General features: G+C 42.1%; 23 protein-coding genes. All 23 read left to right on the plus strand.

Going from position 1 to position 26,139, the window contains the following annotated elements; translation table 11 throughout:
- Positions 1–66: 66 nt before the first annotated feature.
- The 23 genes from AABM38_RS08220 to ftsA all read left to right on the plus strand — a co-directional run bounded on the left by AABM38_RS08220 (position 67) and on the right by ftsA (position 26,121).
- The gene (locus tag AABM38_RS08220; RefSeq protein WP_423409949.1) at positions 67–1,410 is read left to right on the plus strand and encodes an acetyl-CoA carboxylase biotin carboxylase subunit; all 1,344 of its coding nucleotides are present in this window, start codon (positions 67–69) and stop codon (positions 1,408–1,410) included.
- 13 nt (positions 1,411–1,423) lie between these two features.
- Positions 1,424–1,636, plus strand: a complete 213-nt coding sequence (locus AABM38_RS08225) for an acetyl-CoA carboxylase biotin carboxyl carrier protein subunit (RefSeq protein WP_335375078.1) — start codon at positions 1,424–1,426, stop codon at positions 1,634–1,636.
- 21 nt (positions 1,637–1,657) lie between these two features.
- Positions 1,658–3,199: an acyl-CoA carboxylase subunit beta gene (locus AABM38_RS08230; protein WP_423409950.1), complete on the plus strand. Its 1,542-nt coding sequence runs from the start codon at positions 1,658–1,660 to the stop codon at positions 3,197–3,199.
- 258 nt (positions 3,200–3,457) lie between these two features.
- Positions 3,458–4,354 (plus strand): 2-dehydropantoate 2-reductase, encoded by an 897-nt coding sequence (locus AABM38_RS08235; protein ID WP_423409951.1) that lies wholly within the window; start codon positions 3,458–3,460, stop codon positions 4,352–4,354.
- On the plus strand, positions 4,354–4,743 hold the full coding sequence (locus AABM38_RS08240) for a DUF3397 domain-containing protein (protein WP_423409952.1): 390 nt from the start codon (positions 4,354–4,356) through the stop codon (positions 4,741–4,743). The genes AABM38_RS08235 and AABM38_RS08240 overlap by 1 nt, the downstream gene beginning before the upstream one ends.
- A 585-nt stretch (positions 4,744–5,328) precedes the next feature.
- Positions 5,329–6,963: a bacillithiol biosynthesis cysteine-adding enzyme BshC gene (bshC, locus tag AABM38_RS08245; RefSeq protein ID WP_423409953.1), complete on the plus strand. Its 1,635-nt coding sequence runs from the start codon at positions 5,329–5,331 to the stop codon at positions 6,961–6,963.
- A gap of 218 nt (positions 6,964–7,181) precedes the next feature.
- On the plus strand, positions 7,182–7,613 hold the full coding sequence (mraZ, locus tag AABM38_RS08250; protein ID WP_335375103.1) for a division/cell wall cluster transcriptional repressor MraZ: 432 nt from the start codon (positions 7,182–7,184) through the stop codon (positions 7,611–7,613).
- A 57-nt stretch (positions 7,614–7,670) separates the two neighbouring features.
- Entirely contained in the window at positions 7,671–8,609 is a 939-nt protein-coding gene (gene rsmH, locus AABM38_RS08255) for a 16S rRNA (cytosine(1402)-N(4))-methyltransferase RsmH (RefSeq protein ID WP_423410690.1), read from the plus strand.
- A 149-nt stretch (positions 8,610–8,758) separates the two neighbouring features.
- Positions 8,759–9,118, plus strand: a complete 360-nt coding sequence (gene ftsL, locus AABM38_RS08260) for a cell division protein FtsL (protein ID WP_423409954.1) — start codon at positions 8,759–8,761, stop codon at positions 9,116–9,118.
- Positions 9,118–11,331: a penicillin-binding protein gene (locus tag AABM38_RS08265; RefSeq protein ID WP_423409955.1), complete on the plus strand. Its 2,214-nt coding sequence runs from the start codon at positions 9,118–9,120 to the stop codon at positions 11,329–11,331. The genes ftsL and AABM38_RS08265 overlap by 1 nt, the downstream gene beginning before the upstream one ends.
- Before the next feature lie 209 nt (positions 11,332–11,540).
- A complete protein-coding gene (locus tag AABM38_RS08270; RefSeq protein WP_423409956.1) occupies positions 11,541–13,454 on the plus strand; it encodes a stage V sporulation protein D in 1,914 nt (637 codons plus the stop codon).
- Between the two features lie 415 nt (positions 13,455–13,869).
- Positions 13,870–15,330 carry a UDP-N-acetylmuramoyl-L-alanyl-D-glutamate--2,6-diaminopimelate ligase gene (locus AABM38_RS08275; RefSeq protein ID WP_423409957.1) on the plus strand — a complete coding sequence of 487 codons (1,461 nt, stop codon included), beginning with the start codon at positions 13,870–13,872 and terminating at the stop codon, positions 15,328–15,330.
- Position 15,331: 1 nt separating this feature from the next.
- On the plus strand, positions 15,332–15,781 hold the full coding sequence (locus tag AABM38_RS08280) for a hypothetical protein (protein WP_423409958.1): 450 nt from the start codon (positions 15,332–15,334) through the stop codon (positions 15,779–15,781).
- Between the two features lies 1 nt (position 15,782).
- Entirely contained in the window at positions 15,783–16,757 is a 975-nt protein-coding gene (gene mraY, locus AABM38_RS08285) for a phospho-N-acetylmuramoyl-pentapeptide-transferase (RefSeq protein ID WP_423409959.1), read from the plus strand.
- Positions 16,758–18,110 carry a UDP-N-acetylmuramoyl-L-alanine--D-glutamate ligase gene (murD, locus tag AABM38_RS08290; protein WP_423409960.1) on the plus strand — a complete coding sequence of 451 codons (1,353 nt, stop codon included), beginning with the start codon at positions 16,758–16,760 and terminating at the stop codon, positions 18,108–18,110. It abuts the gene before it with no gap.
- 101 nt (positions 18,111–18,211) lie between these two features.
- Positions 18,212–19,312: a stage V sporulation protein E gene (spoVE, locus tag AABM38_RS08295; protein WP_423409961.1), complete on the plus strand. Its 1,101-nt coding sequence runs from the start codon at positions 18,212–18,214 to the stop codon at positions 19,310–19,312.
- Positions 19,313–19,634: 322 nt separating this feature from the next.
- Positions 19,635–20,729: an undecaprenyldiphospho-muramoylpentapeptide beta-N-acetylglucosaminyltransferase gene (murG, locus tag AABM38_RS08300; RefSeq protein ID WP_423409962.1), complete on the plus strand. Its 1,095-nt coding sequence runs from the start codon at positions 19,635–19,637 to the stop codon at positions 20,727–20,729.
- Between the two features lie 61 nt (positions 20,730–20,790).
- On the plus strand, positions 20,791–21,699 hold the full coding sequence (murB, locus tag AABM38_RS08305) for a UDP-N-acetylmuramate dehydrogenase (RefSeq protein ID WP_423409963.1): 909 nt from the start codon (positions 20,791–20,793) through the stop codon (positions 21,697–21,699).
- A gap of 292 nt (positions 21,700–21,991) precedes the next feature.
- On the plus strand, positions 21,992–22,783 hold the full coding sequence (locus tag AABM38_RS08310) for a cell division protein FtsQ/DivIB (protein WP_423409964.1): 792 nt from the start codon (positions 21,992–21,994) through the stop codon (positions 22,781–22,783).
- Entirely contained in the window at positions 22,731–23,465 is a 735-nt protein-coding gene (locus tag AABM38_RS08315; RefSeq protein WP_423409965.1) for a DUF881 domain-containing protein, read from the plus strand. The genes AABM38_RS08310 and AABM38_RS08315 overlap by 53 nt, the downstream gene beginning before the upstream one ends.
- A gap of 151 nt (positions 23,466–23,616) precedes the next feature.
- Positions 23,617–24,351, plus strand: a complete 735-nt coding sequence (locus AABM38_RS08320) for a DUF881 domain-containing protein (protein WP_423409966.1) — start codon at positions 23,617–23,619, stop codon at positions 24,349–24,351.
- Positions 24,351–24,701, plus strand: a complete 351-nt coding sequence (locus tag AABM38_RS08325) for a small basic family protein (protein WP_207498512.1) — start codon at positions 24,351–24,353, stop codon at positions 24,699–24,701. Before AABM38_RS08320 ends, AABM38_RS08325 begins: the two co-directional genes overlap by 1 nt.
- A gap of 136 nt (positions 24,702–24,837) precedes the next feature.
- On the plus strand, positions 24,838–26,121 hold the full coding sequence (gene ftsA / locus AABM38_RS08330; RefSeq protein ID WP_207498511.1) for a cell division protein FtsA: 1,284 nt from the start codon (positions 24,838–24,840) through the stop codon (positions 26,119–26,121).
- Positions 26,122–26,139 lie beyond the last annotated feature (18 nt).

Consider the following 26,139-nt stretch of genomic DNA (forward strand, 5'->3'; position numbering starts at 1 on the left):
GAAAAAAACAGAATATTGTAGAATTTTAATAGTGAGTGTACTTTTTAACGGGAAAGGGGAAAAAGCGTGCAAAAAATATTAATTGCAAACAGGGGAGAAATTGCGCTTCGCATCATCCGCACTTGCCGTGAATTAGAAATTAAAACCGTGGCTGTCTATTCTGATGCTGATAAGGACCTGCCGTTCGTGAAGGAAGCGGATAGCGCGTTCAGAATTGGGGAACCTCCAGTTCAAAAATCATACTTGAATGCAGATGAGATTTTAAGGATCGCTAAAGCTGAAAATGTTGACGGCATCCATCCGGGCTACGGTTTTTTATCGGAGAATGCAGAGTTTGCCCGAAAAGTCAGGGATGCTGGCCTGACATTTATTGGACCATCACCAGATACGATTGACAAAATGGGCGATAAGATTGTTGCAAGAACAACGATGGAGATCGCTGGCGTTCCAGTTGTCCCAGGCAGTGAACTTGGTGTTAAAACGCTTGACGAGTCATTTGAGCTCGCAGCTGAGATTGGCTATCCTGTCATGCTTAAGGCTAGTGGCGGTGGTGGCGGCATCGGTATGGTGCTCTGCGAAAATGAGCAAGCGCTCGCTAAGAATTTTGATTCTACCAAAGGAAGAGCAAAAGCATACTTTGGGACAGATGAAGTTTTCATCGAAAAATACATTAAAAATGCGCGGCATGTGGAGGTCCAGGTTTTTGGTGATTCGCATGGCAACTATGTGCATTTGTTTGAACGGGACTGCTCGATTCAACGTCGCCATCAAAAAGTAATCGAAGAGGCCCCGTCACCTTTCTTGAAGGAAGAAGCAAGACAGAAGATGTATGAAACGGCAGTGAAGGCTGCTAAGGCAGTTGATTACGTTAACGCCGGCACTGTAGAATTCATCGTTGATGAAAATGAAAATTTCTATTTCCTTGAAATGAATACACGGCTTCAGGTTGAGCATCCGGTAACTGAGTCGATTACTGGTCTTGACCTCGTTAAGTGGCAGATTCTTGTGGCACGAGGTGAAAAGCTGCCTCTAATGCAGGGGGAAATTCAAAAAAAGGGCTGGGCAATTGAATTCCGTCTGTACGCTGAAGACCCTGTAAGGTTTTTGCCTTCTCCAGGAAAAATCAGTGAATTTTCCTGGATGGAATCAAATGGAGTTCGTGTTGACCCAGGATATGAATCAGGCTCAACTGTTACACCATTTTATGATCCGATGGTTGCCAAGTGCATCGTTACAGGCAAGACAAGGGACGAAGCGATCCGTTTAGGACAGGAATTCTTCGCAAAGTTAAAACTTGAAGGAATAAAGTCTAATGCACCTTTATTCGCAGAAGTTTTACAGGAAAAGGGTTTCCAGTCAGGAAATTACACAACAGCCTATTTATCAGAAAGAAAATTGGCATCTAAATAGAGGAGGAAAAAACATGAAAGAGATTACAGCAAACATGGCAGGAACCGTTCTTAATGTATTAGTGGCAGCAGGGGATACAGTGTCTGAAGGTCAAGAAGTATTGATGCTGGAATCGATGAAAATGGAGATCCCGGTTGAAAGCCTTGGAGCAGGTACAGTAGCAGAAATTAAAGTGAACATTGGTGATTTTGTAAACGAAGGCGACGTCCTGCTTGTATTAGAATAATAAGTTTTGAGGAGGGTGAAAATGACTACTGCTAAGATTCTCTCTGAAACATTAGAAGAAAAGATCAAACAAATAGAAGCAGGCGGGCATCCGAAGTATCATGAAAAGAATGCCGGCCAGAATAAGCTTTTTGTACGTGAACGTCTAAATCTTTTATTTGATGGGGGCGTTTACGAAGAAGACGGAAAGTTTGCCAACTACCAGGCAGGTGATCTTCCTGCAGACGGAGTTGTCACTGCAATCGGCATGATCAGTGGCGAGACTGTCTGTGTAATGGCAAACGACTCTACTGTAAAGGCTGGATCATGGGGAGCCAGAACGGTAGAAAAAATTATCAGGATCCAGGAAACAGCAGAAAAGCTTAAGGTGCCTTTGCTGTATCTTGTTGATTCCGCTGGTGCAAGGATTACGGATCAGCTTGATATGTTTCCTAACAGACGCGGAGCGGGCAAAATCTTTTACAATCAGGTAAAGCTTTCCGGCGTGATTCCGCAAATTTGCCTGCTTTTCGGTCCTTCAGCTGCAGGCGGTGCCTATATACCAGCCTTCTGTGACATCGTGATCATGGTAGATCAAAATGCCTCCATGTATCTTGGATCACCAAGGATGGCAGAAAAAGTAATTGGCGAAAAAGTTACATTGGAAGAAATGGGCGGCGCCCGCATGCATTGCTCGGTCAGTGGTGTTGGTGACATGCTCGTGTACAGTGAGCAGGAAGCGATTGAAGCAGCAAGGAAGTATTTGAGCTATTTTCCCTCCAACTTCCAATCCAAGACAGAGCTGATTGAGGGAGTCGCTCCAAAGGCGGGCAGGAGCCTTGAGGAGATTGTTCCTGTAAACCAGAACGCTCCATTTGATATGTACGAAGGTATTGATGCGCTGATCGATGAAGGAAGCTTTTTTGAAATCAAGAAGCTTTTTGCTCCTGAATTAATCACTGGACTTGCCAGGATTGACGGCAGGGCAATCGGAATCATCGCCAACCAGCCTAAGGTAAAGGGTGGTGTCCTGTTTGTGGATTCTGCCGACAAGGGCGCTAAATTCATCCAGCTATGCGACGCATTCCATATTCCATTGCTATTCCTTGCAGATGTACCAGGCTTCATGATTGGGACAAAGGTAGAACGTGCGGGAATTATCCGCCATGGTGCAAAGCTGATTGCTGCTATGAGCTCTGCGACAGTTCCAAAAATATCTGTAATTGTAAGGAAAGCATATGGAGCAGGGCTATACGCCATGGCCGGCCCGGCATTTGAACCTGATTGCTGCATCGCTTTGCCTACTGCACAGATTGCTGTTATGGGGCCAGAAGCTGCTGTAAACGCGGTATATTCAAATAAGATTAATGAAATTGCGGATCCTAAGGAGAAGATTGCTTTTGTCCAGGAGAAGCATCAGGAATATAAAGAGAGTATCGATATCTACAAATTGGCTTCGGAATTAATCGTTGATGATATAGTCGCAGCTTCCGATTTACGAAATGCCCTGATTGGAAGATTCAAACTATATGAAACAAAAGATATGGTATTCAGTGTCAGGAAGCATCCAGTTTATCCAGTATAATCCTAGCGGAGGTCCCTCGAAGGGCCTCCGTTTCATTTTTGTCCTCTTAGCAGCCTCTTAATATATGTGTTATAAATATTCATAGACTTTTCTAAACACTTCTTCCAAATAAAGCATTATTTCTGATAAAATATGACTAAGTCCTTTAAGGTTTATTTTATAAAAAGCCGAAATAACAGGCACTTTAATAGGTTTTAGTTTTTTAATTATTTTTTTTTACATGCAAAGGTTTTACACGGGAGGGAGCAGAAGGGTTTTATGAAGATTGCAATTATCGGGGGCGGCTCGTTGGGCTTGCTGTTCTCTTATTACCTAAGCGAGAAGCATGAAGTCCATTTGTACACCCGTACACAGCAACAAGCAGACTTAATTAATACTCATGGATTACATAGGATAAAACTTGGAGATAAGAGGACGACCCATAATGTATATGCTGCCCCACTTCATGATTGGCAGGGGACTGTAGATATGGCGATTATTGCTGTGAAACAATACCAGCTGCCAGAAATAATACCAATGTTAACTGCAAAGGCAGTTGGAAGCCTCCTATTCCTTCAAAATGGTTATGGCCATATCAAACTGCTCAAGGATTTGACTGTCCTGCCTATATTTGTAGGTTCTGTGGAACATGGTGCTGTGAGGTCAAATGGCAATACCGTAATCCATAATGGTGTCGGAGTGACCCGGGCTGCGTTATACAAGGGAAGTGAAAATCTTTTAAGAGAATTATCCGCTTCACTTGCCTCAGATTTCCCGTTGATTCATGAAGATGATTATGAGTCCATGCTGATCAAAAAGCTGGTAGTCAATTCCGTCATCAACCCATTGACAGCAATCCTTAATGTGAAGAATGGAGACCTGATCAAGAATCCTTATTACAAGGGAATTTTTGTAAACCTTTTCGATGAATGTGCACAAGTGCTTGAATTACATAATAAGGAAGACTATTTCGAGAACTTATTGAACGTTTGTAAAAAAACAGCCGAAAATTATTCATCTATGTATAAAGATCTGGAGAATGGCAGGAAGACAGAAATAGATGCCATCCTCGGCTATTTGCTGGAAGAAGCTGCAAGGAAAAATATAAAAGCTCCATTAATACATAATTATTATGATTGCATCAAGGGGAAGGAGCACGAAAGGGAGGGGGCATAATGCCGGGAATTTTCTCCGCATTCGTTGCCACATTGATCACAGTCCCAATGGTTGGTTACTTAGCTGTGTTCATTATCAGCAAGCAAATTTCAGGAAACCATCGGCGGTCAGTCAATCTTGCAATTGATTTCAGTACTTTACTGTTAGTGCTGTCCGTCCATTTTTTAATTATTACAATATGGGGAAAATCCTTTTTGTGGCTGATATTGCTTGTCTTGTTCGGACTGGCGGCAATCTTTGTCCTGATTCATTGGAAGTACAAAGAGGAAATCGTGTTGCCCAAAGTGTTCAAAGGGTTCTGGCGATTTAACTTTTTGCTGTTTTTTTCAGCGTATGTCATTCTTGTATTATTCGGCTTATTCCAAAGGCTGACATTGTTGTTTGTTTAGTCTTTTTTCGCTCTTAATTCGCTTTGGGGAGCAGCTTTCCGTGAAAAGCTGATTTTTAAGCTTTGGAAGTCGAATCGGCATTTGCACCCAATAATGATAGTACAATAACAAACTAAGAATACTTTAGTGTTGGTCCGCTCACGCAGCAGTGAGATGGTCCAGCGCTTTTTGTTTTAGGCTCTGTTTAAGCTGAATGTTGATTTCCATACCCTGTTGATTGTAATGGAAGTCGCGCAGACTCCTCCGAAAATGGTACCGCATTTCCATCGTGCGTGGGCCGGTTCGAGGAAGGTATTCAATGTCCTGAGGGCGCAGCTGGACAGGTGAGACCTAGGTGAAATGATTCTCGTGAGGAATCATTTGCACCCCGCAGGAGCGAAGCGGCGAGGTGCCTCAGCGCCAGCCCCGGGGAAAGCGAAGCGCCTGGAACGAAAATCAACAGCCTTGTTTAACAGAGCCTGTTTTAAGCAGCAAAAATAATTCTGATTTTAGAACTTTCGCAAAGCAAAGTTTTTTTCTTTTCATTTCAAACAATGCTATACTCATAACAGTGAAAATTGTTGACGAGAAAGGAAGTACACGTAAATGGAGATGTTGAATCTCTCTCTTCCGGCTGCGAACCGGTTTGCGACAGATTACCTTGCTGGAAGCACTGAACTCCAGAGCTTCTTTCATTATAATTTTAAAAATGGTGATGAATATGTTCATCGGTTAGATGAACTCAAAAATAGAACATTCATGAGAAATGAACTGGCTGACCATATACAATCGTTCATGTCACGATATGCCCATTCGGATAAAACCGGTGCTAACTTAGAGAAGCTTCGTCAGGAGAATAGTGTAGCAGTCATCGGAGGACAGCAGGCTGGCATCATGACAGGACCGCTATATACGATCCACAAAGTCATCTCTATACTTAAGCTTGCGGAACAAAAAGAGGCTGAACTTGGCGTTCCTGTTGTGCCGGTCTTTTGGATTGCAGGAGAAGATCATGATTATCAGGAAGTAAATCATGTTTATGTTATGAATAACAATAAACAGGAAAAGTGGATATACCCAGAGAAGAATCTAGAAAAGAAAATGATTTCCGAAGTCTGTATCAATAAGGAATTGTGTTATTCATGGGTTGAAGAGATTATTGAAACCTACGGTGAAACAAAGCATACAAAAGAAATTTTGTCATTTGCACTGGAATCATTGAAAACAGCTGAATCGTTTGTGGATTTTTTTGCTTCGATCATCATGGAGCTTTTCAAGGATTCAGGCTTGTTGATTGTTGATTCAGGGAACAAGGAATTGCGGAAGCTTGAAAAAGAATATTTTATGCAACAGATGAACAACCATCAGGAAATCACCGCTGCAGTTCTTAAACAGCAGCATCAGACAGAAGCTGCTGGATATCCTAATATGATCGATATAAATGAAAATGCAGCCAATCTCTTCTATTACGATGAAGAGGCAAATGAGAGGATTTTGCTCCAGTTTGACCCAGAAACTGGCGGATTTACCGGAAAAAATGGAGAGGTAAGCTTCTCTTTTGATGAATTGCAGGAGATTGCAAATGAATTTCCTGAAAAGCTTAGCAACAATGTCGTTACAAGACCGCTGATGCAGGAATGGCTTTTTCCGACTCTTGCCTTCATTGGCGGGCCGGGCGAGATTGCTTATTGGGCTGAATTAAAGCTTGTATTCGAACACTTCGGCTTAAAGATGCCTCCGTTGGTGCCAAGGCTGAATATCACCATCCTGGAGCGTTCCATCGAGACAGATTTGAAGGAACTGAACCTTGACCTTAAGGAAGTGCTCATTTCTGGAACAAACAAGCATGAATTGAAATTTATTGAGTCACTGAAAGACCGTGAAGTTGAAGAGCTTTTTGAAAATGTTAAAGTCACACTTGCTAAGCAATATACGCTTGTCAGAGAAAAATCGAAAACAATCGATCCGGTGCTTATGCCGCTGCTTGAAAAGAACGAACAAATCTTGATGAAGCAAATTAGCTTTATGGAGGGAAAAATCGTCGAAGCGGTCTGCCGCAAGCATGACCACATCTTGAAGAAATTCACAAGGGTGGAAAATGCATTAAGGCCAGGTGGCTCTCCACAGGAACGAGTATGGAATCCTTTTTACTATTTAAATAAGTACGGTTTAAATTTTGTCTCAGATTTGCTTGGGCTCCAATATGAATTCGATGGCTCTCATAAAATAATCAAAATGTAAGCGAAAGCTCCACCCAATCCGGGTGGAGCTTTTTTAGGCACGAATATCATTAAATTGTACCTCAACTCTGGGACAATGAGTTGCTAAAAAAGTGATAAGAAATTATGGAAAAAGATACTTTTAAGGAGGAAATCCAAACAGGGGGGAGAATATTTAAAATAAGGTGGTGAAAAGTGGGGGAATGTGGTACATTGTATTTAGAAAGTGGGGGTAGTGGCATGTTCATGGGCGAATATCATCATAACATTGATAGTAAAGGCCGTTTGATCATCCCTGCCAAGGTCCGTGATAACCTGGGTGAAATGTTCATTCTTACTCGTGGACTCGACCAGTGTTTGTTTGGCTATCCCGTTTCTGAGTGGTCAGTTATTGAAGACAAGCTTAAAGGCCTTCCGCTGACTAAGAAAGATGCAAGGGCATTTACCCGTTTTTTCTTTTCGGGTGCTACCGAGAGTGAAATTGACAAACAGGGGAGAGTCAATATCCCATCCCCGCTGATGCAATACGCAAAGCTTGATAAAGAGTGTGTGATTTTAGGGGTTTCCAATCGAATTGAAATTTGGAGCAAAGCAATTTGGGAAGAATATTTCTCAGAATCTGAGGAATCTTTTGCTGAAATTGCAGAAAATATGATTGGATTTGATATTTAAGGGTAACATTATTCTGATATAATATTACCTGCTCCTCGATTGGAAAGGTGGATTATGATGTTCAAACATACAACAGTTTTACTGGAAGAAACAGTAGACGGGCTTAATATCAAGCCAGATGGTACATATGTGGATTGTACTCTCGGTGGTGCCGGCCACAGTGAATTAATTTTGTCCAGGCTTTCGGAAAAAGGAAAGCTCTATGCATTTGACCAGGATGATATTGCAATCGCAAATGCTAAAGAAAAACTGGCAAGCTACGGTGACAGACTGACAATCATTAAAAGTAATTTTCTTTATTTGCAAGAGGAACTTGAAAAGCTTGGTGTGACGGAAGTGGATGGCGTTCTATATGATTTAGGAGTTTCATCACCACAGCTCGATACTCCAGAACGAGGCTTCAGCTACCACCATGATGCGCCGCTTGATATGAGAATGGACCAGGACGCGCCATTGTCAGCTTATGATGTGATCAACGATTGGCCTTATGAGAAATTGGTCAAAATCTTCTTCCAATATGGGGAGGAGAAATTTTCAAAACAAATAGCCAGGAAAATCGAAGCAGCACGGGAAACAAAACCGATTGAATCCACAGCAGAACTTGTGGAACTGATCAAAGATGCCATACCCGCACCTGCAAGAAGAAAAGGCGGCCATCCTGCAAAACGGGTATTCCAGGCTGTAAGGATTGCCGTAAATGATGAACTAGGTGTATTCGAGAAATCGCTTGAGCAGGCTATAGACTTGATTGCCGTTGGCGGCAGGATCAGTGTCATCACCTTCCACTCCCTGGAAGACAGGATCTGTAAGGTAACCTTTAAAAAAGCGAGTGAAACACCACAACTTCCTCATGGCCTGCCAATCATTCCAGAGGAATTCCAGCCAAAATTAAAACTGATTACCAGAAAACCAATCCTTCCGTCAGAGGAAGAGCTTGAGTTCAATAATCGAGCAAGATCAGCAAAACTTCGTATCGCAGAAAAATTAAAAAAATAGGCTGTGTTAAGGTCAATAAAGATTTTAACATCTGATGATTTTCCATTATCAATCTGAAATTCCCTGTAGAAGCCTCTCGAGTGAGAGGAGTTTTATAGGATTCACCAGGCGGAAACAGCCAATAAATAAAAAAATTCTCAGGAGGGAAAATGATGAGCAATCTGGCAAGAAAATTGCAGCAGGAACAGCAGCAGCGCACTGTTCAATCACCGGTAAAAGCCCCGGCAAAAAGAAATTCGATACTGACGCCTGGCGAAAAGATCATGATGTTTGTTTTCGGAGTGATGGTATGCTTCGGAGCAACATTCATGGTATCAAAACAGGCAGCTATTTACGAAGTCAACAAAGATATCCAGGTCATCGAAGGCAATATCGAGGAGCAGCAAAAAGTTAACAGTGATCTTGAAGTCCAGGTTAGCGAATTAAGTACCTATGAACGGATTAAGAAAGTAACTGAAAAGCTTGGTTTAACATTGAATGAAGACAATGTTAAGGGTGTTGAAAACTGATGATGAAGAAACAACCCAATATGAATGCAGGAGCAGCGGTATTATTCGTAATATTCAGCCTGCTCTTTTTTATCTTGATTTTCAGATTTGTGTCAATCCAGGTTACAGGTGAAGTGCATGGACAAGCACTTGCTGCCAAAGCTCAGCAAAAATACTCTAATGAAAAAGTCATTGAAGCGGTCAGGGGTACTATTTTCGACCGTAAAGGCGAAGTGGTTGCTGAGGATACAACAGCTTATACGCTTGTCGCGATTCTCGATGATTCGGTAACAACGAATAAGAAGAAACCGAAACACGTAGTCGATCCGGACAAAACAGCGAGCAAGCTTGCGAAGTATCTTGATATGAGCGAGTCTGAAATTTATAAACGACTTACAAAAAAAGGGGTATTCCAGGTTGAATTCGGCAAGGCTGGACGTGACATTTCTCATCAGACTAAAAGAGAAATAGAAGAATTGAAACTTCCTGGAATTACGTTTTTAAGAGATTCAAAGCGGTTTTATCCAAATGGCATATTTTCTTCGCACTTAGTAGGATATGTTGAAAAAGAAGAAAAGGAAGATGGAAAGTCCATCTCTACCGGCAGGCTTGGAGTGGAAAAAACCTTAAATAATGAGCTTACAGGTAAGAATGGTTCTCTTTCATTTGAGAGTGATTTATGGGGATTCCTGTTGCCTGACAGCGATAAAAAGATTACTCCTGCCCATGATGGTGATAATGTCTATTTAACGATCGATAAGAAAATCCAGACATTCGTTGAGGATGCAGTAAGCCGTGTTCAGGAAGAGTATAAGCCTAAAAAAATCATCGCAATTGTTGCTGACCCCAAGACAGGAGATATTTTAGCGATGGCGCAGCGCCCGACCTTCCATCCGACCACAAGGGAAGGTCTGGATAAAAACTGGCACAATGAGGTTGTAGAAACACCTATCGAACCAGGTTCGACGATGAAAGTCTTTACGCTTGCGGCAGCGGTTGAAGAGAAGAAATGGAACCCGGGTGAGCTTTATAAATCGGGATCTTACAGAGTAACAGAAAAATCAGGCCGAATCCATGACCACAACAATGGGGAAGGCTGGGGAACGATTTCCTATCTTGAAGGGATTCAGCGATCCTCAAACGTAGCGGTTGCCAAATTGGTAAACGAAAAAATTGGTACTGAAGTGTTCCGTCAGTATTTAACTGATTTTGGCTTTGATAAACCAACCGGCATTGACCTTCCGAATGAGGCAGTAGGGAAAATTGTATATAAATGGCCAATTGAAAAAATCACTACATCTTATGGGCAAGGATCTACCATTACGCCAATCCAGATGATCCAGGCAGCCACTGCCGTCGCTAATGATGGGAAAATGATGAAGCCGCAAGTCATTGATAAAGTGGTCGATTCCAATACAGGTGAAATCATTAAACAAAGTGAACCAAAGGTAGTGGGTCAGCCGATTTCTGCTGAAACTGCGAAAGAAGTCCGTGATGTTCTTGAAACGGTTGTGACAGCTGAACACGGAACGGGAAAATCCTATGCGATTGAAGGATATAAGGTGGCAGGCAAAACTGGTACAGCGAATATCACCACAAATGGTAAATACCTGGATGGTGCTAACGATTATCTGTTTTCTTTCCTGGGAATGGCACCGAAAGACGATCCAAAACTTATTGTATATGTAGCAGTGCAGCAGCCGGAAATCGATCATTATTTCAAAGGCTCGATTCCGACTTCAATGATATTCAAATCAGTCATGAAAAGCAGTCTCCAATATTTAAACATCAAGCCAGCTTCGCAGGAAAAAGCGGAATCTAGCTCAGTACCTGATATTAAAGGCTTTAATGCAACTGAAGCTAGCAAACTATTGGTGTCTAAAGGCTTTAAAACCGTGATAATAGGTACTGGAACCCAAGTTGATGAGCAGCTTCCAAAACCAGATACAGTGGCTTTGGAAGGTGAAAAAATCATAATCAAAACTTCAGGAACTCAAACATATCCTGATATGACGGGCTGGTCATTAAGGGATGTTATGAAGCTTGCACAAATTTCCGATGTGAAATTGAACAAGGCAGGCAGTGGTTATGTCATAAAGCAGAACCTCAAACCTGGTTCGCCAATTAACAAAGGTGAAGACTTGATTGTCTCACTTGAAACCCCTCTCGAACAATTCGAGAAATCGTTAAAAAAAGAAGATAAGAAAGAAGGAACAGAGGAAGTCGGTGACTGACCCCTCTGTTCCTTCTTTTTTTATGGGTATATATATCAATCTCCATAGTTTCAAACTCAAAACCTATATTTTCATCACTCCATCAAGCTTGTCTCTGACTTCTTGTTATATTCAAAAAAGTACAAGCATATATTTGAACTATTGAAACAGATTGTCCATAGAAATTTAACTGCTTCGGTCTTAATAGAAAAAGGAGGTTCGTTCATTTTATGCGTGTTTCCAACGTTACCGTCAGAAAACGATTGGCGCTGGTTTTGTTAATTGGGATACTGGTGTTTTTTATCATAGATGTGCGCCTTGGGTATGTACAATTCATGCTTGGTGATTTTTTGACAGGGAAGGCGAAGGACTCCTGGAGCAGGAACGTGCCATTTGAACCTCAGCGTGGTGAAATAATGGACAGGAACGGCGTTGCGCTTGCAACAAATATCAGTGCACCTACCGTCTATGCTGTACCTCGCCAGATTGAAGACCCTGCAATGGTTGCAGAAAAATTGGCTGCTGCACTGAATATGTCAAAGGAAAAGGCTTATCAGCATATCACGAAAAAATCGATGATTGAAAGGATCCCTGAAGGACGGAAAATCTCGCATGAGAAGGCTAAAGAAATCAGGGCAATGAACCTGAAAGGAATTTATATCGGCGAGGATTCAAAACGGCATTATCCTTTCGGGAGCTATCTCTCACATGTACTTGGCTTTGCTGGAGTTGATAATCAGGGCCTGATGGGCTTGGAGCTATATTATGATAAGCAACTGAAGGGAACAAAGGGTTCTGTACAATTTTATGCAAATGCAAAGGGTCAGCGAATGAATGATATGGCGGATGATTATGAACCTCCTGTTGATGGATTGGACCTCAAGCTGACAATTGACAGCAAAGTCCAGACTATCGTAGAAAGGGAGCTTGACATAGCTCAGGCAAAATATAACCCGGACGGGATTATTGCGATTGCGATGAATCCTACAAATGGCGAAATACTGGCTATGTCTAGCAGGCCAGACTTTGATCCGGCGAACTTCAGGAATGTAGCGCCAGAGGTATATAACCGGAACCTTCCTGTCTGGAGTACATATGAGCCGGGTTCCACATTTAAAATTGTTACATTGGCTGCGGCTCTCGAAGAAGGAAAAGTTGATCTTGAAAAAGATCATTTCCATGATCCGGGTTTTGTAGAGGTTGCTGGGGCAAGGATCCGCTGTTGGAAAAAAGGCGGGCACGGCAGCCAATCATTTCTTGAAGTCGTTGAAAACTCATGCAACCCGGGTTTCGTAGAACTGGGCGAGAGACTGGGTAAAGAAAAATTATTTAAATATGTGAAGGATTTTGGTTTCGGGCAAAAAACTGGTATTGACCTGCAGGGCGAAGGAAAAGGAATTATGTTTAATATTGACAGGGTAGGACCGGTCGAACAGGCAACAACAGCGTTTGGTCAAGGGGTATCGGTTACACCGATCCAGCAGGTTGCTGCGGTGGCAGCGGCTGTGAATGGAGGAATTCTTTATACCCCATATATTGCCAAAGAACTAATCGATCCGATTACAGGCGAAATTGTAATGAAGAAAACACCTGAAGCAAAAAGAAGGGTGATTTCGGAGGAAACATCAAAAGAAATCAGGCATGCACTTGAAAGTGTAGTAGCAAGAGGCTCAGGTAAGAATGCATTTGTGGATTCGTACCGGGTGGGAGGGAAAACTGGAACTGCACAGAAGGCTCAGAACGGAAGATATCTCGAGAATAACCACATCGTTTCCTTTATCGGATTTGCACCAGCAGATGATCCGCAAATCGTAGTTTACGTGGCAGTCGATAATCCGAAAGGAACGGTCCAATTCGGCGGAGTCGTGGCTGCTCCTATCGTCGGTGATATCATGGAAGACAGCTTGCATGCTATGGAAGTGCCGCCGCGAAAAGACCAAATTGAGAAAGAATTGACATGGCTGGACACGCCAATGGTTGAGGTACCAGATCTTATTGGAATGTCAAAGAAAGAGCTTCAGCAGCAACTTGTCAATTTAAAGCTGGATGTAGCTGGACAAGGCGAAAGGGTTGTGAAACAGCTTCCGTCCCCAGGGGTTAAAATTAAAGAAGGCTCTACAATCAGGATATATATGAACAATTAAACAAAGATTTTTAGTTTTAACGGGCGGCGAAAGGATGAAAATCCGCCGCCCGCTTTTGCATGTGCTTAAAAATCGTATTTAATCTGGTGCTATATAAGATAAGAAATTCCCTTTTTGTTATTCTATTGCAAAAAGATGGCTGTAAAGGGAGAAAAGTTCAAATCATTCAATCGAGGGTTCATTTGAACTTGCAAACATACTGTGCCGCGGAAAGAACTGAATGGGAGCGGAAGCAAGCGTTTGAAGAGGAAATCAACAACCGAGTATGACAGAATCATATTGATCAACAGCAAACTAGTTTTCACGAAAATTACCTTGTAAAAAAGGGCTTGGACTTTTTGTCTCAACAATGGCTAATTTTAGCCTAATCATGTAAAATAAGAGTCGCCATGTTGTTTGAGAGGATTTGATAAATATGAAATTACACGAATTGATGGGTTATTTGCACCCATTCGTGGATTACAAGGGAGAAAATCCCGAAATTACTTCGATTGAAAATGATAACCGCAGAGTGATGCCAGGAAGTTTATTCATATGTGTAAAAGGCTATACAGTTGATGGTCACGATTTTGCTGGCTCCGCTGTTAAAAATGGAGCATCCGCAGTACTGGCAGAAAGAGAGCTCCCATTAAATGTACCTGTCATTGTAGTTAAGGATACTGTTAGGGCTATGGCGGTGCTTGCTGATGCTTTTTACGGCCAGCCAAGCCACAAGCTCCATTTGATTGGAATTACTGGTACAAACGGGAAGACTACGACAAGTCTTATAATCGAAAAGATTTTTATTGATGCAAAACAGAAAACAGGTTTAATTGGAACGATGTACACTAAAATCGGCGATCAGGTTTTTGAGGCAAAAAATACAACTCCTGAAAGCCTTACACTCCAAAAGACGTTTAAAAAGATGGTCGATGAACAGGTAAAAACGGCTGTTATGGAAGTATCATCCCACGCCCTTGTTTATGGCAGGGTTCACGGGACTGACTATAATGTCGCGGTATTTACGAATTTGACACAGGACCATCTTGACTATCATAAAACGATGGAGGAATACAAGAAGGCAAAAGGTCTGCTCTTTTCACAGCTTGGAAATGCATTTAATCATGCTTACCCTAAGTTTGCCGTCCTGAATGCAGATGATCCTGCGAGTGAGGAGTTTGCCACTCTGACAACGGCACATATTCTAACTTATGGAATCGACAACCACGCTGACCTTCAGGCAACGAACATCTCGATGTCTGCGAGTGGAACATCCTTTGATTTAGTCAGCCCTTTTGGTATCCGCCGTGTAAATATACAGCTGATCGGGAAATTCAGTATTTATAATGTACTCGCGAGCATTGGAGCCGCATTGGTATCTGGATTGCCATTAGAACAAATCATTTCCGCTGTGGAAAGCGTTAAAGGTGTTTCCGGCCGCTTTGAGGTTGTTGATGCCGGCCAGGATTTTTCCGTAATTGTCGACTATGCTCATACACCTGACAGTCTTGAAAATGTCCTTAAGACGGTTCAGCAGTTCGCACAGAAACGGGTATTCTGCATTGTTGGCTGCGGCGGCGACCGTGACCGGACAAAACGGCCTTTGATGGCAAAGATTGCTTGCGACTACGCTACTGACACAATTTTTACTTCTGACAATCCTCGAAGTGAGGATCCTGGACAAATTATCAAGGATATGGAAGAAGGAGTAAAAGGAGAGGTCTATACTGCCATCCTCGATCGGAAGGAAGCAATCCAATACGCAATATGCAAAGCGTCTGCTGGAGATGTGATCCTGATTGCCGGGAAGGGCCATGAAACCTACCAGCAAATAGGTGACCGAACATTTGATTTTGATGACAGAATAGTAGCACGCGAGGCAATAGAGGAGAGGTAATATGCTGACATATCAGGATGTTTCAGGTCTGTTTCCGAAGACTTCTGGAATCAAAGATGATGCAATCCAATTTTACACTGTAAGCTGCCAAGCTGGCGCTAAACAGCCAAAAGGACTGTTTGTCCCGGTTTCAGAGGAATCGGGATCACTTCAAGAAGCAATTTCTAACGGTGCTATAGCAGCTGTCTGGCCTGAGAACGTGCCCGTTCCAGGTTATGCACCAAATCATTTTCCATTATTTTATGCAGAAAACATACTGAAAGGCTTAGAGAAAATCATGAAATCATACTTAGACTATTTAACACAACATGAAGAATTAAACGACAGTACAAAAGTCATTTTTGAACATAAAGGACTTCTTAATGAACAAGATTCAACATATGATATAGCTGTGATGGCTGAAAACATCAATAAATTTGGCTGCGGACAGACTAAGGCAGGTGAGGAATAGAATGCTGGAGCAAGTTATCTTTTTCACAATTTTAATGGGCTTCCTTATTACGGTTTTGCTTTCTCCAGTTTTTATTCCGTTTTTAAGAAGGCTAAAATTCGGGCAGAGCATCAGGGAAGAAGGGCCGAAATCACACCAGAAAAAAACAGGTACGCCAACCATGGGCGGAATCATGATTCTGCTTTCGATAACTGTGACAACTCTTGTCATGACTGGCAAGTTTTCGCAGCCTACCGTTGAAACCTACTTATTATTATTCGTAACATTAGGATTTGGCCTGCTCGGCTTCATGGATGACTTTATCAAAGTAGTCATGAAACGGAATCTTGGACTCACTTCAAAACAAAAGCTGCTTGGCCAAATCATTATTTCTGTCATTTTTTATTTTATTTTTAAGCAAAGTGAATTTTCCACTATAGTCAATATCCCGCTTACGGACTATTCTTTTGATCTTGGCTGGGGTTATGTATTATTCATCATCTTTTGGATGGTTGGTTTTTCAAATGCTGTTAACTTGACGGACGGGCTTGACGGGCTGGTGTCTGGAACGGCTGCGATTGCATTTGGAGCATTCGCCGTGCTTGCGTGGAATCAATCACAATACGAACTTTCAATTTTTTCAGTAGCCGTGGTTGGCGCAGTTTTAGGCTTTCTTGTATTCAATGCTCATCCTGCTAAAGTGTTCATGGGAGATACAGGTTCTCTTGCACTGGGCGGAGCGATTGCAACTGTTGCCATCCTGGCAAAGCTTGAGATTATTTTGATCATTATTGGCGGCATTTTTGTAATTGAAACTTTGTCTGTTATCCTTCAGGTAATCTCATTTAAGACAACAGGAAAGAGAATTTTCAGGATGAGCCCGCTTCATCATCATTATGAGCTTATAGGCTGGTCTGAATGGCGTGTAGTTGTAACATTCTGGACAGTAGGTCTTCTTTTCGCTATTCTTGGAATTTACATTGAGGTGTGGATCTAGATGAAACATATCAAAATTTATCAACATAAAAAAATTCTTGTACTTGGCCTGGCCAAGAGTGGAGTAAGCGCTGCTTCTCTTCTACATAAACTGGGTGCATTTGTAACAGTCAATGACAGTAAGCCGCTATCTGAAAATCCAGAGGCTCAAGGACTATTGGAGCAGGGAATCAAGGTTGTCTGCGGAAGCCACCCAATCGAACTGATGGACGAAGGCTTTGAACTTGTTGTAAAAAATCCAGGAATTCCATACTTTAACCCTATGATTCAAAAAGCAATCGAGAAACAAATCCCGATCATTACAGAAGTCGAACTCGCATACCAGGTTTCTGAGGCTCCTTTAGTGGGGATCACAGGAACGAATGGGAAGACAACGACTACTACTCTTATCTACGAAATGCTGAATGAAGGAAATAAAAAACCGCTGATTGCAGGAAATATCGGTACGGTTGCCTCAGGTGTTGCCCAGGAAGCAGCGCCCGACAATACAATCGTTATCGAACTATCATCCTTTCAGCTTATGGGAATAGATCAGTTCAAGCCGCGGATCGCCATGATAACAAATCTGTATGATGCCCATCTTGATTATCATGGCACGAAATCTGAGTATGTAGAAGCAAAAGCAAGGATTACAAAAAACCAGACTGAAGAAGATTATTTAATCGTAAATGCTGATCAGGATGAAGTAATGGAAATTGCCAGAAATTCTCGTGCGCAAATCGTACCTTTTTCAACGAAAAGGGTGTTAGACCATGGTGCATATGTGAAGGATGGCTGGGTTTGTTTTAATGGAGAACAAATTATTGAAACAAAGGATATTGTCCTTCCGGGAAAGCATAATCTAGAGAACATTTTATCTGCAGTAGCGGCAACTATCCTTTCAGGTGCTGATAAAAAAGCAATATACAAAGTTCTTACTACCTTTGCTGGCGTTCGCCACAGGCTGCAGTATGTTGCCAATGTGGAAGACAGAAAGTTTTATAATGATTCAAAAGCTACTAACATTTTAGCGACTGAAAATGCGCTTGCAGCATTCAATGCACCTATCGTGTTGCTTGCTGGCGGGCTTGACAGAGGCAATTCATTTGATGAACTTGTTCCATCGTTAAAAAATGTAAAAGTATTGATCACTTTTGGCCAGACAGCCGAGAAAGTTGGACAGGCTGGGCAGGAGGCAGGAATAAAAACGATTTTGCGGGTCGATAATGTTGAAAAGGCCGTTCCTGTGGCGTTTGAACATTCAGAACCTGGCGATGTTATTTTACTTTCGCCTGCCTGTGCAAGCTGGGATCAATACAAAACTTTCGAGGTCAGGGGAGACATGTTTATCGAGGCCGTGCATAAGCTTAAGTAAGGGCTTGTCTCGAGCATCATGAATCAGGTTGCCTTGGCCTGTTGCAGGCTGGATGGGAAGCGGTATATGAGCCCTAAATCATACAGCCGAGGTGTATTGCATTGCCAACGAAAAAAACCACTCCAGACATTTTTCTGATGATTGTTACCTTTACGCTTTTGGCAGTAGGCTTGATCATGGTCTATAGCGCGAGTGCTGTCTGGGCGGATTATAAGTTTAATGATTCATTCTTTTTTGCCAAGCGCCAAATGCTGTTTGCCGGGGTCGGAATCATCGCGATGTTTTTTATCATGAATATCGACTACTGGACCTGGAGGACTTGGGCGAAGGTAATAGTGATTGTTTGTTTTGTTTTGTTGATTCTGGTACTGATCCCCGGAATCGGCAACGTGCGCAATGGATCAAGAAGCTGGATTGGCGTCGGGGCATTTTCGGTTCAGCCTTCTGAATTCATGAAGATTGCGATGATTGCGTTCCTGGCCAAATTCCTTTCTGAAAACCAAAAAGCAATCACTACACTGAAGAATGGACTTTTTCCTTCATTGGGACTTGTTTTCGTAGCTTTCGGTTTGATTATGCTGCAGCCGGATTTAGGAACAGGCACTGTTATGGTAGGTACATCAGTCGTCATGATTTTTATTGCGGGGGCAAGAATTAGTCATTTCGTGGGTCTAGGGCTTATAGGTGTCGCCGGTTTCGTTGGTCTGATCATTTCTGCACCTTACAGGATGAAACGGATCACTTCATTCCTTGATCCATGGCAGGATCCGCTGGGAAGTGGTTTCCAAATGATTCAGTCGCTGTACGCAATTGGCCCTGGCGGATTGTTCGGTCTGGGACTGGGGCAGAGCAGACAAAAGTTCTTTTATCTGCCAGAACCGCAAACAGACTTTATTTTTGCCATACTGGCCGAGGAGCTTGGTTTTATCGGAGGATCCTTCATCCTTCTGCTGTTCTCCTTGTTACTTTGGCGAGGAATAAGGATTGCGCTTGGAGCCCCAGACCTTTTTGGAACCTTCCTTGCCACGGGAATTATTGCGATGATTGCCATTCAGGTAATGATCAACATTGGAGTTGTAACAGGATTAATGCCGGTAACCGGCATCACACTTCCCTTCCTCAGTTATGGAGGTTCATCCCTTACTCTGATGCTTATGGCTGTCGGTGTTCTGCTTAACATCAGCCGTCATTCCAGATACTAAAGATTGAAGACCCTGCCAGCAGGGTCTTTTATTTGTGGCAAGTAGTTTTTACGTTTTAATCGGTTGTATCAAGATAGTTATTTTAGCTGAGTATCATCGAATACCGAACACCTGAATTTTTCTAAAAAAAGGTTGCTTGGCCAATGGATTAATATAGGATTATCATCCTGTTCATGCTATATTACATTTAAATGACATTATCTTTAAAATCTGTTCTTAAGTTTTGAATATAGTAGAATAGGGTAAAACCGTGAAGTGCCTTTTTATAAAGGCTTGCCACAAGAATTTAGAGAAATAGAGATTTTTTGCTGAGGTGTGGATAATGAAGATTGCAGTTAGCGGCGGCGGTACAGGTGGGCATATTTACCCTGCGCTCGCACTGATCAGGGAGATACAAAAGAAAGATAAAAATGTTGAGTTTCTCTACATAGGGACTGAAAAAGGGCTCGAGAGCAAGTTAGTGCCCAGGGAAGACATTCCTTTCAAATCCATACATATTACAGGTTTCAAAAGAAAAATATCATTTGAGAATGTTAAAACGATTTTTCGCTTTCTAAAGGGAGTCAGAGACAGCAAGAAAATGCTTAAAGACTTCAAGCCAGATGTCGTCATTGGCACTGGGGGCTACGTATGCGGACCAGTTGTCTATGCGGCCGCAAAAATGGGGATATCTACAATTATCCATGAACAAAACAGTGTTCCTGGGCTGACTAATAAATTCTTGAGCCGATATGTAGATAAGATTGCGATTTGCTTCGAGGAAGCTAGAGAGTTTTTTCCAGAACAAAAGGTGGTGCTTACAGGTAATCCTAGAGCTTCAGAAGTGTTAGGGCAGGATGGAATCAGGGGCAGGTTGTCAACCGGCTTGAAGCTGAAGTTGCCAACTGTGCTGATTTTTGGCGGCAGCAGGGGAGCGAGACCTATTAATGAAGCGGTCATCAAAAGCTTAACAGAATTAAGTGGCAAGCCCTATCAGGTTTTGTACGTTACCGGTGACGTTCATTTTGATGAAGTTCAAAAAGAAGTTGATCTTGTTGGAAATCCAGAAAATGTGATAATAAAACCATTTATCCATAATATGCCTGAAGTACTTGCGGGCGTGGATCTAACGGTTTCCCGTGCAGGAGCGACTACACTTGCGGAACTTACATCTTTAGGCATTCCCAGCATCCTGATTCCGAGCCCGTATGTTACGGATAACCATCAGGAGAAAAATGCTCGTGCTTTAAGTGAAAATGGGGCAGCTCGCTTGCTGCTAGAAAAAGATTTGACTGGCCCTAAATTGGTTGAGAATATTGACCAAATATTAGGGAATGATGAGAGATTGGCCGATATGAAGAAAGCTGCAAAAAAGTTGGGCATACCTGACGCCGCTGAAAGACTTCACCGCTTGATGGGGGACTTAGCTAAAAAGTAGCCTGCGGGCTTGTGGCTGCATAAAATGGTCAAAATGATTGAAGCCTGAAAGGGAGGTAAATATGAAGGATCTAGCTGACAAACTTAGAGAATTGAACATCGGCTCAGTTAAGGAAAACGAGCCGCTGGCAAACCATACAACAATGAAAATTGGCGGACCTGCCGACATACTTATTGAGCCTTCATCAATCGAGAATTTAAAAAAATCAATTGATGTAATCAAAAACTCCGGACTGAAGTGGACGGTAATCGGCAGGGGATCTAACCTTCTGGTTTCGGATAAAGGAATTGAAGGGGCTGTTATTAAGCTAGGAACTGGTTTGGATGAATTGGAAATAGAGGGCAACAGAGTGACAGCCGGTGGAGGAATGTCACTTGTAAACTTCGCGATCACGATCAGCCGCAAAGGTCTGTCAGGCCTGGAATTTGCGGGTGGCATTCCAGGTTCAATTGGCGGTGCTGTTTATATGAACGCTGGCGCCCATGGGTCAGATGTTTCAAAAATCCTTGAAAAGGCCTATGTGTTATTTGAGGATGGAACACTGGAGTGGCTTACAAATGAAGAGATGAAATTCTCTTATAGAACCTCAGTCCTCCAGAAAGAACGCCCTGGCATCGTGGTTGCTGCCGTATTTCAATTGAAGGAAGGCAATAAAGAAGAAATTGTAGCTGAATTGCAAAAAAATAAAGATTACCGCAAAGAAACCCAGCCATATAATTATCCAAGCTGCGGAAGTGTTTTCAGAAACCCGCTTCCTAATTATGCTGGCAATTTAATTGAGAAATCCGGTCTGAAAGGCCATCGCATCGGTGGAGCTCAAATATCTGAACTGCATGGCAACTTCATTGTAAACACAGGGAATGCAAAGGCTGAGGATGTGCTTGGCCTCATTCAGCATGTAAAAGATACTGTCCTTGATTTACATGGAGTTAAAATGGAGACAGAGGTAGAAATAATAGGCCGAAAATAGCAGGAAATTGCTTTAAGCTGTCAAATTCTGTGATATAATATTTCATTAGATTAGATGCAAACCCTGTAGGGATACGGCATGATTTTCTTCGTGCCGTTGGTTTCTCTTTTTGTGCATGTAAAAATGCACAAAGCCTGGCGGAATCGTTATTACGAATTTTAATATATACGATGACTGTACAGGAATCCTTTAATAATATGTTGCAATATTTCAGGGCTTTAACCTGCAAAATTACAATCAAAGATGTTAGTCTTTTATGGAATGGGTACAGCCGGTAAAGAGGGGATTGAAAATGGACAAGGGGAAAATCGTCTCAATAGAAGACCGAATTCCAAAACTAAAACATCAAAGACGCAAGAAAGCAAATCGCAGGCTAATTATGCTGCTGGCTTTGTTTTTTGTATTGATTGCCGGTGTAATCTATTTTCAATCTCCGCTCAGCAAGGTGAAAAGTATTACAGTGTCAGGCAATGAATCTTATAACTATGATCAAATTGTTGAGGAGAGCGGGATTTCACTTCAAACGAATGTATGGCAGATCAACAGGGAAGAGACAGAAAAAAAACTGGAGAAGATCCAGGAAATTAAGAACGCATCAGTCAAAGTCAAGTTTCCCAATACTGTTGCGATTGAGCTTGAAGAATTCAACCGACTTGCTTACATATCAAAAGGCAAGAATTTTTATCCGGTCCTTGAAAATGGCCATATTCTTAGTGAAAAGCAAATCGATGAAATTCCCGTCAACGCACCAATTTTAATTGGCTTTAAGGAAGGGAAAGTTTTGGATGAAATGATCGATTCACTCGAGGCTCTTCCTGGAGTGGTGATTAATTCAATTTCGGAAATTCATTCAAAACCGGACAAGACGGATAAGTTCCTAATTAAGCTGTATATGAATGACGGTTTTGAAGTGAATGCCAGCCTGAGGACTTTTTCAGAAAAAATGGCACATTATCCTTCGATTGTCAGCCAGCTCGACCCTGATAAAAAGGGTGTGATCGACCTCGAGGTGGGCTCTTATTTTAAAGCTTATGAAGCAGAGGAAGCTGAGGAAGTTGAAATTGAAAAAGAAAGTGAACAGTAATCGTGTGATCCTTTCGCTCGTTTCCCTGGTGCTTGGCTTTATGGTCGCTTTTTCATTCCGTGTTACACGGAATGAAACTAACAATGGCAAAGGCTTGACAAACAAGCAGTGGGAGCAGCATTTAAACCTGAGAAACGAATTAATTGATCAGGAAGAAAAAAACCGTGAACTGCAAAAAGAGTTAAATGCTAAACAAGAAAAGGTAAGGAAAATTGAAACAAACCTTTCGAAAGAGGCACAGGTATTTTTTAACATGGCAGAAGATGCTGAAAAATACCGAATGTTTCTTGGCAAGGTGAAGGTCAGCGGTAAAGGTGTCAAAGTCACTCTTGCAGATGGAGAGTATGATCCTGACGAAGAGAATATCAATAACTATCTCGTTCATGAGCACCATGTTTTCAAAGTGATCAATGAGCTATACATTTCAGGAGCAGCTGCTATCGCCGTAAATGGGCAAAGAATTTCTCATAATTCCTATGTCTTATGCACCGGGCCTGTCATTACTGTCGATGGCTACCAGCATCCTGCCCCCTTTGAAATTACTGCTATTGGAGACCCCAATGTTCTTTCTTCCGCATTAAATATTACCGGTGGGATAAAAGATCAGCTTGTAAACGATCAAATTGTTTTTACAATGGAAGAAATGGATGATATCAAGATGGATCCGATTCTTGGGAATTGATGCTTGAAAATTCATCCTGCTTCCTAAATACTGAATTAATGTAAGCTTATGAATGTTTATAGAGGCTTTTTCATACGGGGATCCATTTCCAGGCAGCATTTTAGCAGAAGTGGCATCGTATACAGCCTTACAGAAAGCAAGGTGAATACTTTTGGGCCGCCCTAAAAATCTAAGTTTTAGCATCATTGCCGCTATAATCGGATTGATGGTCGCCATTCAGTTCCAGACCGTAAGGGAACCTGAAGTCAGGGACACGAGGGACACCTGGCAGCTTCGAGAGGATTTAATGAAAGAGAAGGAAATTCAATCCAAGCTGCTTCTTGAAATCAGGTCAAATGAAGAGAAAATCGCGAAGTATGAAACTGAGCGGCAACAGAGCAAAGAAGAAGTACTCCGTGAAACCTTGAATGAACTAAAGGTAGAGGCAGGGTTAACGGAGATAACAGGCCCAGGAATCACACTGTCAATCGCCCCGGCTTTCAATTTGATTGTGGATGGAGACGAGGTTCCCACCATTTCTCCGGACATGCTGAAAAGGCTTTTAAATGAGTTGAATATGTATGGTGCCCAGCATGTCTCCGTTGATGGAGAAAGGATTATCAATACAACGGTCATTCGTGACATCAACAGAGAAACGAAAATAAATGGGCACTCCCTGAACCGTTTTCCAATTGAAATCAAAGTTATTGCCGGGAATGCCCAGGCAGCTGAAAAGTTATACAATCGCATGAAGGTTTCAACAGTTGCCGAGGATTTCTTCATTGATAACCTAGAAGTAAAGGTGAACAGGCCTGAAAGCAAATTGGTTGTTCCGGCATATCAGGATACAATCAGGATTCGGTACATGGATCCCGTTAATAAAGATAAAGGAGGAGGCAACGGATAATGTGGCTTCCAATAATGGGGTTGATAATCGGTGTAATCATCGGGCTGTTGACCGATATAAAAATTCCGGATGAATACTCGAATTACTTGTCGATCGCAATCCTTGCTGCCCTCGATACTTTGTTCGGAGGAATTCGTGCGCAGCTTCAAAATATTTATGATGAAAAGGTTTTTGTATCAGGTTTCTTTTTTAATATAGTATTAGCTGCAAGTTTAGCTTTTCTAGGGGTTCATCTTGGTGTAGACTTGTATTTAGCAGCAGTTTTTGCCTTTGGGGTAAGACTGTTTCAAAATATCGCTGTGATTAGGCGGATATTATTAACAAAATGGTCCACTACAAGTGAAAAGTAGAAAAAAAATGATATTTTAAAAGGGAAATATTTAATTGTGACGAATAAAGTAATGTAATTAAAAGTGAAACGCAATTAGAAGTGCGGCAACAAATTGTTGTTCAAACATTAGGAATTGTTGAAGGAGGTGCCACAGAATGAACAGCAATGATATATATGTCAGTCTTGACATCGGTACATCCAGTGTGAAAGTTATCATTGGTGAAATGGTCAACGACTCTTTAAACATAATTGGTGTTGGCAATGTGAAGTCCGAAGGATTAAGAAAGGGCTCCATTGTTGATATAGATGAAACCGTTCATTCTATTAAACGGGCAGTAGAGCAAGCTGAAAGAATGATAGGTATGAAGATTAACCAGGTGATCGTAGGAGTCACCGGGAACCATGTTTCGCTCATGCCATGCCATGGTGTGGTTGCAGTATCAAGTGATAATCGCGAAATCACGAATGAAGATGTTGCGAGAGTCATTGACGCTGCACAGGTGGTTTCAATCCCGCCAGAGAGAGAGATAATAGACGTGATTCCAAAGCAATTTATCGTGGATGGCCTTGATGAGATCAATGATCCAAGAGGCATGATCGGTGTAAGGCTTGAAATGGAAGGAACGATTATTACAGGTTCTAAGACCATCTTACATAATACACTTCGCTGTGTAGAGCGGGCTGGCCTTGAAATTTTGGATATTGGCCTGCAGCCGCTTGCAGCTGGAGCTTTCGCCCTTTCTAAGGACGAAAAAAATATGGGTGTCGCGATGATTGATATCGGCGGTGGTTCTACAACAGTCGCTGTTTTTGAAAACGGGCATTTAAGAGGGACATCTGTTATTCCTGTAGGCGGGGACCATATTACAAAAGACTTGTCAATCGGCCTGCGTACAACAACGGAAGAAGCGGATAAATTGAAAATTAAACATGGACATGCTTTTTATGACCATGCTTCCGAAGATGAATTTTTCGAAGTCCCAATCATTGGCAGTGACCAGCAGCAGCAGTTCAACCAGCTGGAAGTTGCCGATATTATTGAAGCAAGGATGGAAGAGATATTCTCCTTGGTTCAGGACGAATTGAAAATCATGAACATCAGGGATCTTCCAGGTGGATTTGTCCTTACTGGAGGTATTGCAAATATGCAGGGTGTTCTGGAGCTTGCCCAAGATATTTTCCAGAGCCGTGTCAGAATTGCGATTCCTGATTATATCGGTGTAAGGGAACCACAATACACGACTGCAGTCGGATTGATACAATTTGCGTATAAAAACGCAAAATTAAAAGGAAAGAAAATGGAAGCTGCTTTCAGTGAATTAGAACCAAAAGAAAAGAGAGTTCAGAAACAGCCGCATCCAAAATCGAAGCCTGAGAAACAGCCTGAAGAAAAAGTGTCATCAAGAATGAAGAAATTTCTTGGCTACTTTTTTGAATAATCAGAGCTAACAGGAAAT

The organism is Heyndrickxia sp. MSNUG (genome assembly GCF_049532715.1).
In the GTDB taxonomy this organism is placed as follows: Bacteria; Bacillota; Bacilli; order Bacillales; family Cytobacillaceae; genus Mesobacillus.